The 8,047-nt window shown below is 66.0% G+C and carries 7 protein-coding genes; 3 read left to right on the forward strand and 4 right to left on the reverse strand.

All coding sequences use genetic code 11. The features are described from left to right. Positions 1-3: 3 nt before the first annotated feature. Positions 4-1,608 carry a murein biosynthesis integral membrane protein MurJ gene (murJ, locus tag D7T59_RS19190; RefSeq protein ID WP_180853326.1) on the reverse strand — a complete coding sequence of 535 codons (1,605 nt, stop codon included), beginning with the start codon at positions 1,606-1,608 and terminating at the stop codon, positions 4-6. Positions 1,609-1,725: 117 nt separating this feature from the next. Between murJ and rpsT the strand changes: the two genes are divergently transcribed. Then, positions 1,726-1,995 carry a 30S ribosomal protein S20 gene (gene rpsT, locus D7T59_RS19195; RefSeq protein WP_005408560.1) on the forward strand — a complete coding sequence of 90 codons (270 nt, stop codon included), beginning with the start codon at positions 1,726-1,728 and terminating at the stop codon, positions 1,993-1,995. 471 nt (positions 1,996-2,466) lie between these two features. On the opposite strand, the gene cgtA is transcribed toward rpsT, so the two are convergent. The 3 genes from cgtA to rplU all read right to left on the reverse strand — a co-directional run bounded on the left by cgtA (position 2,467) and on the right by rplU (position 4,303). Further along, a complete protein-coding gene (gene cgtA, locus D7T59_RS19200) occupies positions 2,467-3,519 on the reverse strand; it encodes an Obg family GTPase CgtA (RefSeq protein WP_106549432.1) in 1,053 nt (350 codons plus the stop codon). A gap of 193 nt (positions 3,520-3,712) precedes the next feature. Then, on the reverse strand, positions 3,713-3,976 hold the full coding sequence (rpmA, locus tag D7T59_RS19205) for a 50S ribosomal protein L27 (RefSeq protein ID WP_005415704.1): 264 nt from the start codon (positions 3,974-3,976) through the stop codon (positions 3,713-3,715). Positions 3,977-3,994: 18 nt separating this feature from the next. Then, complete coding sequence (gene rplU, locus D7T59_RS19210) at positions 3,995-4,303, reverse strand: 50S ribosomal protein L21 (protein WP_005408557.1); 309 nt, start codon at positions 4,301-4,303, stop codon at positions 3,995-3,997. A gap of 318 nt (positions 4,304-4,621) precedes the next feature. Here rplU and uvrA point away from each other — a divergent pair, with 318 nt between their 5' ends. Then, a complete protein-coding gene (uvrA, locus tag D7T59_RS19215; protein ID WP_180853296.1) occupies positions 4,622-7,624 on the forward strand; it encodes an excinuclease ABC subunit UvrA in 3,003 nt (1,000 codons plus the stop codon). After that, a complete protein-coding gene (locus tag D7T59_RS19220) occupies positions 7,624-8,031 on the forward strand; it encodes an acyl-CoA thioesterase (RefSeq protein ID WP_108752486.1) in 408 nt (135 codons plus the stop codon). The genes uvrA and D7T59_RS19220 overlap by 1 nt, the downstream gene beginning before the upstream one ends. The last annotated feature ends 16 nt before the right edge of the window (positions 8,032-8,047 follow it).

Consider the following 8,047-nt stretch of genomic DNA (forward strand, 5'->3'; position numbering starts at 1 on the left):
CGATCAATGCCCGCGCAGGTCGCGCGGGCGGAAGCCCATGGCCACCATGGCCACCGCGTAGGTGGCGCCGCCACCGCCGACCAGCAGCGACAGGCTGCCGATCCGCTCCCACACGCCCATCGCGGAGAACGCCGGCAGCCAGTGCAGCAGGGCCAGCAGCGCCGCGACCATGGCCACGCAGGCCAGCAGCAGGCGCAGCAGATAGCCACCCCAGCCCGGCCGGCGCTGGTAGACATCGGTCTTGCCCAGCCAGTACCACAGCAGGCCCAGGTTCAGGTAACTGGACAGTGCGCTGGCAATGCCCAGCGCCAGGTGCAGGCCCGGCTGCTTGCCGATGGCCGCCATCACGCCCTGCGCCTTCAGTTCGTCCGGCACCATCACCTGGTACAGCACCGCCAGCAGGATGAAGTTGAACACCATGTTGGCCACCAGCGCGGCCACGCCGGCGCGGACCGGCGTCTTGGTGTCCTGGCGGGCGTAGAACGCCGGCAGTACCACCTTCAGCAGGGCGAACGCCGGCAGGCCGAAGCTCAGGCCGTATACCGACAGGGCGGTCATGCGGGTATCGAAGGCGCTGAACTGGCCGTGCTGGAAGATGGTCGCGATCAGCGGTTCGGCCAGCAGCAGCAGGCCCAGCATGGCCGGCACCGAGATCAGCAGGGTCATGCGCAGGCCCCAGTCCAGCGAGCGCGAGAAGCCTTCGCGGTCGGTGCTGACGTGGTGGCGGGCCAGCGCCGGCAGGATCACCGTGCCCAGCGCCACGCCGAACACACCCAGCGGCAGCTCCAGGAAGCGATCGGCCAGCGACAGCCAGGACTGCGAGCCGTCGGTCAGCTTGGCCGCGATCACCGTATCCAGCAGCAGGTTGATCTGCGCCACCGACGAACCGAACAGGGTCGGCACCATCAGCGTCATCACCTTGCGCACGCCCGGATGGCTCCAGCCCCAGCGCGGCAGGGTCAGCAGGTTGATGCCCTTCAGCGAGGGCAGCTGGAACAGCAGCTGCAGGATGCCAGCGGCCAGCACCGCCCAGCCCAGCGCCAGGATCTGCTTCTCCGGGGTGCCGCCCAGCCGCGGCGCCAGCCACAGCGCACCGGCGATCATGCACAGGTTGAGGATGACCGGGGTCAGCGCTGGCATCGCGAAACGCTGGAAGCTGTTGAGCGCGCCACCGGCCAGTGCGGTGAGCGAGACGAACAGCAGGAACGGGAAGGTCAGGCGGAACAGGTCGACCAGCAGGCCTTGCTTGACCGGGTCGGTATCAACACCACTGGAGAAGACCGAGGCCAGCTGCGGCGCAAAGATCAGCGCCAGCGCAGTGACCAGCATCAGCACCCCACCCAGGGTGCCGGCGGTGCGGGCCATCAATTCGCGCAGCTCGGCGTGGCTGCGGGTTTCCTTCACTTCCGTGAACACGGGCACGAAAGCGGTGGCGAAAGAGCCTTCGGCGAACAAACGCCGCAGGAAATTGGGTACCCTGAAGGCGACCCAGAAAGCATCAGTGATGGCGTTGGTGCCGAACGTGGTGGTCACCACGAAGTCCCGGACAAGTCCGAGAACGCGCGAGACCATGGTCATGCTGCTGAACGACAGCAGGCCCCGCAACAACTTGGGTGAACTCACTCAGCGTCCCTCTTGACAATCGACTTGACGTGCATTTCTTACGCCATCATACTAGCTAGCTTGCTGTTCCCATAACACCGATTTTTTCAGGAAACCACCACCGTGGCCAATATCAAGTCCGCCAAGAAGCGCGCCAAGCAGACCGTCGTGCGCAACGCGCGCAACGTGGCTCAGCGCTCGATGCTGCGCACCGCTGTCAAGAAAGTGATCAAGGCGCTGGACGCCAACGATGCCGCCGGCGCCGAAGCCGCCTTCGCCGTTGCCCAGCCGATCCTGGATCGCTTCAGCGCGCGTGGCCTGATCCACAAGAACAAGGCTGCTCGCCACAAGAGCCGCCTGAACGACCGCATCAAGGCCCTCAAGGCCGCCTGATCCGGCGTTGCCGCCCTGCCCTTCGGGGCTGGGGCAGCAGACAAAAGCCCGGCCCCGGCCGGGTTTTTTGTTGCCTGCGATCCGGGGATTGCCACAGGTCCGGTGGCGTCGGCTGGCTGCGTCGACTGGTTGCGCCGACGGGCTGCTTCGGCGGGTTGCTTCGACGGATTGCTTCGAGGGGTTGCTTCGACGGGTTGCTTCGAGGGGGGTAGAGTCGACTGTTAGTCGACTAACGCGCGCAGCGCGGGCTTTACGGGTAGTGCGAAGAGCAGTCGACTAACAGTCGACTCTACCCAGCCGGAGCCATTGCCCCAGCCGGAGCCCGTCGCCCCAGCCGGAGCCCGTCGCCCCAGCCGAAGCCCGCCGCCCAAGCCGGAGCCATCGCCCCAGCCAGCCAACCCCATCGCGCAGGCCACAAAAAACCCGGCCGGAGCCGGGTTTTTGCCAACGCCAGTCGACTGACAGTCGACTCTACTGCGCGTCGCGGGCTTCCTGCTCTTCTTCCTTCTGGCGATCGAAGAAGGCCATGATCCGGCTCATGATCGGGAAGGTGCCTTCGCGGCCCAGCGCCGAGACCAGGAACCACGGCTCCTTCCAGCCCAGCTCGGCGACGATCTGCTCGGCCGCGGCCTTGGCCTCGTCCTCGAACATCAGGTCGGCCTTGTTCAGCACCAGCCAGCGCGGCTTGTTCAGCAGTTCCGGATCGTGCTTCTCCAGCTCGCGCTCGATCGCACGCACCTGCTCCACCGGGGAAATGCCTTCAACGCCACCTTCCATCGGCGAGATATCCACCAGGTGCAGCAGCAGGCGGGTGCGCTGCAGGTGGCGCAGGAACTGCGCGCCCAGGCCGGCGCCGTCGGCCGCACCCTCGATCAGGCCCGGAATGTCGGCGATCACGAAGCTGCGGTAGTTCTCCACCTTCACCACACCCAGGTTCGGGTACAGCGTGGTGAACGGGTAATCGGCCACCTTCGGGGTCGCCGCCGAAACGGCGCGGATCAGGGTGCTCTTGCCGGCGTTGGGGAAGCCCAGCAGGCCGACGTCGGCCAGCAGCTTCAGCTCCAGCTTCAGCGTGCGCTCTTCGCCCGGCTCGCCCGGCAGCGCCTGGCGCGGCGAGCGGTTGGTCGAGCTCTTGAAGTGCATGTTGCCCAGCCCGCCGCGGCCGCCCTTGGCCACCAGCAGGCGGTCGTTGTGCTGGGTCAGGTCGCCGATGACTTCATCGGTGGCAACGTTGATCACCACGGTGCCGACCGGCACGGTGATGGTCAGGTCTTCGCCGCCCTTGCCATAGGCCTGGCGGCCCATGCCGTTCTCGCCGCGCTGTGCCTTGAAGATGCGGTCATGGCGGAAGTCGACCAGGGTGTTCAGGTTTTCGTCGGCGCGGATGTACACGCTGCCGCCCGCACCGCCGTCGCCGCCGTCCGGGCCGCCGAGCGGAATGAACTTCTCGCGACGGAAGCCAATGCAGCCGTTGCCGCCGTTGCCGGCGAACACTTCGATTTCTGCTTCGTCTACCAGTTTCATTGTTTCGATGCCTGCGATGGGCGCGACCTGCCGGCCGCCACCTTGAATGTCATGCCGGCCGCGGGCCGGCAACCCGGCCTGGCCGGTCTTGCGTTCACTCTAACGAAAAGCCCCGCCGAAGCGGGGCTCTCCATGCAGCGTGCTCTTCATCCAGCACAGCCATGCCGAGGCATGGGCGCCGGCGATGCCTGGATCAGGCGTCGGCCGAGACGATGCTGACGGTACGACGCTTCTTGGCGCCCTTGACCGAGAACTCCACCTTGCCGTCCACCAGGGCGAACAGGGTGTGGTCACGGCCCAGGCCAACGCCCGAACCCGGGTGGAACTGGGTGCCGCGCTGACGCACGATGATGTTGCCGGCTTCGATGGCCTGGCCGCCGAAGATCTTGACGCCCAGGTACTTCGGGTTGGAGTCGCGACCGTTGCGCGAGGAGCCTACGCCCTTTTTATGTGCCATGACTGCTTCTCCTGATGCTTAGCCGGCGATGCCGGTGATCTCGATTTCGGTGTAGTACTGACGGTGACCCTGACGCTTCATGTGGTGCTTGCGGCGACGGAACTTGATGATCCGGACCTTGTCAGCACGACCCTGGGACAGGACCTTGGCGGTGACGGCAGCGCCCTTCAGCGCATCGCCCAGCTTCACGCCGTCGCTGTCACCCAGCATCAGGATGTTGTCAAACTTGATCTCGCTGCCGACTTCGACTTCGAGCTTTTCAATGCGGAGCTTTTCGCCCTGCGCCACGCGGTATTGCTTACCGCCGGTGACCAGTACTGCGTACATGACCAGGCCTTCCTCTGTAGTTATTGTGGTCTGAGCTGCCGCCATCGAGGGCGGACAGGAGCGGGATTGTACGCAGATCAGCGGGCGCGGGTCAAGTCAACCCCTGAACGGCCTGGCCGGCCTGGCCGGAACGGGGTCAGATCCCTTTTCACGTTGTGAAAAGGGATCTGACCCCTGCCTGTCGGCCTGTCTCATCAGGTGAGACATCGGGCTGGCATTGTCGCCCATTGCCCCCATCTGGTCACCTCGGTAGGCTGACCGATTGCCGTTCCCCGCTGGCCCGGCACCCAGCCAACGCCCCCCATAACCGGATCCCCCATGGCGATGGATTTCATCCGCATCCGCGGCGCGCGGACGCACAACCTGAAGAACCTCGACCTCGACCTGCCCCGCGACAAGCTGATCGTGATCACCGGCCTGTCCGGCTCGGGCAAGTCCTCGCTGGCGTTCGACACCATCTATGCAGAAGGCCAGCGCCGCTACGTCGAGTCGCTGTCGGCCTATGCGCGCCAGTTCCTGAGCGTGATGGAAAAGCCGGACCTGGACCACATCGAGGGCCTGTCCCCGGCCATCTCGATCGAGCAGAAGTCGACCTCGCACAACCCGCGTTCGACGGTCGGCACGATCACCGAGATCTACGATTACCTGCGCCTGCTGTACGCCCGCGTCGGCACCCCGCGCTGCCCGGACCACGGTTACCCGCTGGAGGCGCAGACGGTCAGCCAGATGGTCGACCAGGTACTGACACTGGACCCGGAACAGCGCTACATGCTGCTGGCCCCGGTCATCCGCGACCGCAAGGGCGAACATGCCCAGGTGTTCGACCAGCTGCGTGCGCAGGGCTTCGTGCGCGTGCGCGTGGACGGCGAGCTGCATGAAATCGACGCGGTGCCGCCGCTGGCGCTGCGCCAGAAGCACACCATCGAAGCGGTGATCGACCGCTTCCGCCCGCGCGAGGACATCAAGCAGCGCCTGGCCGAGAGCTTCGAGACCGCGTTGAAGCTGGGCGACGGCATGGCTTCGGTGCAGAGCCTGGACAACACCGAAACCGCGCCGACGCTGTTCTCCTCCAAGTACTCCTGCCCGGTCTGCGACTACTCGCTGCCGGAGTTGGAACCGCGCCTGTTCTCGTTCAACGCACCGATGGGCGCCTGCCCGGGCTGCGATGGCCTGGGCATGGCCGAGTTCTTCGATCCCTCGCGCGTGGTGGTGCACCCCGAGCTGTCGCTGGCCGCCGGTGCCGTGCGCGGCTGGGATCGCCGCAACGCCTACTACTTCCAGCTGATCGCTTCGCTGGCCAAGCACTACAGGTTCGACGTCGACGCGGCGTGGAACTCGCTGCCGGAGAACGTGCAGCAGGCGGTGCTGTATGGCAGCGGCGATGAAGCGATCACCTTCACCTACTTCACCGAAGCCGGTGGCCGCACCCAGCGCAAGCACCGCTTCGAGGGCATCATTCCCAACCTCGAACGCCGCTACAAGGAAACCGAGTCGCCGGCGGTGCGCGAGGAACTGTCCAAGTACATCAGCGAACAGCCGTGCCCGGAATGCCATGGCGCCCGCCTCAACAAGGCGGCACGCAACGTGTTCGTGGCCGACCGCCCGCTGCCGGACCTGGTGGTGCTGCCGATCGACGAGGCGCTGAAGTTCTTCAGCGAACTGAGCCTGCCGGGCTGGCGTGGCGAAATCGCCTCGAAGATCGTCAAGGAAATCGGCGAACGCCTCGGCTTCCTGGTCGATGTGGGCCTGGATTACCTGACCCTGGAGCGCAAGGCCGACACCCTGTCCGGTGGCGAGGCACAGCGCATCCGCCTGGCCAGCCAGATCGGTGCTGGCCTGGTCGGCGTGATGTACGTGCTCGACGAGCCGTCCATCGGCCTGCACCAGCGCGACAACGAACGCCTGCTCGGCACCCTCACCCGCCTGCGCGACCTGGGCAACACGGTGATCGTGGTCGAGCATGACGAGGATGCGATCCGCCTGGCTGACTATGTGCTGGACATCGGTCCGGGCGCGGGCGTGCATGGCGGCGAGATCGTCGGCCAGGGCACCCTGCAGGACATCCTGGAGGCACCGCGCTCGCTGACCGGCCAGTACCTGTCGGGCAAGCGCGCGATCGAGATTCCGGCGCGCCGGCACAAGCCGAACCCGAAGATGACCCTGCACCTGCGCGGGGCCAGCGGCAACAACCTGAAGGGCGTGGACCTGGCGATTCCGTCGGGCCTGCTGACCTGCGTGACCGGCGTGTCCGGCTCGGGCAAGTCGACCCTGATCAACGACACCCTGTTCTCGCTGGCCGCCAACGAGATCAACGGTTCCTCGCACCCGATCGCCCCGTACAGGGAGATCGATGGCCTGGACCTGTTCGACAAGGTGGTGGACATCGACCAGTCGCCGATCGGCCGCACCCCGCGTTCGAACCCGGCCACCTACACCGGCCTGTTCACCCCCCTGCGCGAGCTGTTCGCGCAGGTGCCCGAAGCGCGTGCGCGCGGTTATTCGCCGGGCCGTTTCAGCTTCAACGTGCGCGGTGGCCGCTGCGAAGCGTGCCAGGGCGATGGCCTGATCAAGGTCGAGATGCACTTCCTGCCAGACGTGTACGTGCCGTGCGACGTCTGCCATGGCAAGCGCTACAACCGCGAGACGCTGGAGATCCTGTACAAGGGCTTCAACATCAACGACGTGCTGCAGATGACGGTCGAGGATGCGCTGAGGCTGTTCGAGCCGGTGCCGTCGATCGCGCGCAAGCTGGAAACGCTGGTGGACGTGGGCCTGAGCTACATCAAGCTGGGCCAGAGCGCGACCACGCTGTCCGGTGGTGAAGCGCAGCGCGTGAAGCTGTCCAAGGAGCTGTCGCGCCGCGATACCGGCCGCACCCTGTACATCCTCGACGAGCCGACCACCGGCCTGCATTTCCACGACATCGAAGCGTTGCTGGGCGTGCTGCACAAGCTGCGCGACGAAGGCAACACGGTGGTGGTGATCGAGCACAACCTGGACGTGATCAAGACCGCCGACTGGATCGTCGACCTGGGCCCGGAAGGCGGGCATCGCGGTGGCACCATCCTGGTGACCGGCACACCGGAAGACGTGGCGGCCTGCCCGCAGTCGTATACCGGCCAGTTCCTGGCGCGGATGCTGCCCTCCACCAACGCGCGCCCCGAGCAGCCGGCCGCCGTGGCCAACAAGCCCGACGCCCGCCCGCCGCGCAAGGTGAAGCCTGAGAAGGTCGCCAAGCCGGCGAAGAAGGCGGTCGCCGCCACGAGTACCGGCAAGGCAAGCAAGACCGCTACTGCCAGCAAGAAGAAGAAGGACGCCTGATGAGCAGCGAACACAAGATCCTGGCCCGCATCCCGATCAGCGTGCGCTGGCGTGACATGGACAGCATGGGCCATGTGAACAACGCCAAGTACATCTCCTACCTGGAAGAAGCGCGCGTGCGCTGGATGCTGGGCGTGGACGGCGTATCGATGACCGACCGCATCGCGCCGGTGGTGGCCGCGACCAACGTCAACTACCGGCTGCCGATCGTGTGGCCCAACGACATTCTGGTCGAGCTGTTCGTCGAGCGCCTGGGCAACAGCAGCGTGACCATCGGCCACCGCATCGTCGACCAGCAGGACGAGTCGAAGCTGTATTCGGACGGCAACGTGGTGGTGGTCTGGATGGATACCCAGACCGGCAAGAGCGCGCCGCTGCCGGACGCGATCCGCAACGCTTCAAGTTGAAGGTAGTGCCGGGCGC

The organism is Stenotrophomonas maltophilia (assembly GCF_013464915.1).
In the GTDB taxonomy this organism is placed as follows: Bacteria; Pseudomonadota; Gammaproteobacteria; order Xanthomonadales; family Xanthomonadaceae; genus Stenotrophomonas; species Stenotrophomonas maltophilia_AT.

Coding starts and splice junctions, on each gene's coding strand:
- uvrA (WP_180853296.1), top strand. CDS start 4,622: ATGGCGATGGATTTCATCCGCATCCGCGGCGCGCGGACGCACAACCTG.
- rplU (WP_005408557.1), bottom strand. CDS start 4,303: ATGTACGCAGTACTGGTCACCGGCGGTAAGCAATACCGCGTGGCGCAG.
- cgtA (WP_106549432.1), bottom strand. CDS start 3,519: ATGAAACTGGTAGACGAAGCAGAAATCGAAGTGTTCGCCGGCAACGGC.
- D7T59_RS19220 (WP_108752486.1), top strand. CDS start 7,624: ATGAGCAGCGAACACAAGATCCTGGCCCGCATCCCGATCAGCGTGCGC.
- rpmA (WP_005415704.1), bottom strand. CDS start 3,976: ATGGCACATAAAAAGGGCGTAGGCTCCTCGCGCAACGGTCGCGACTCC.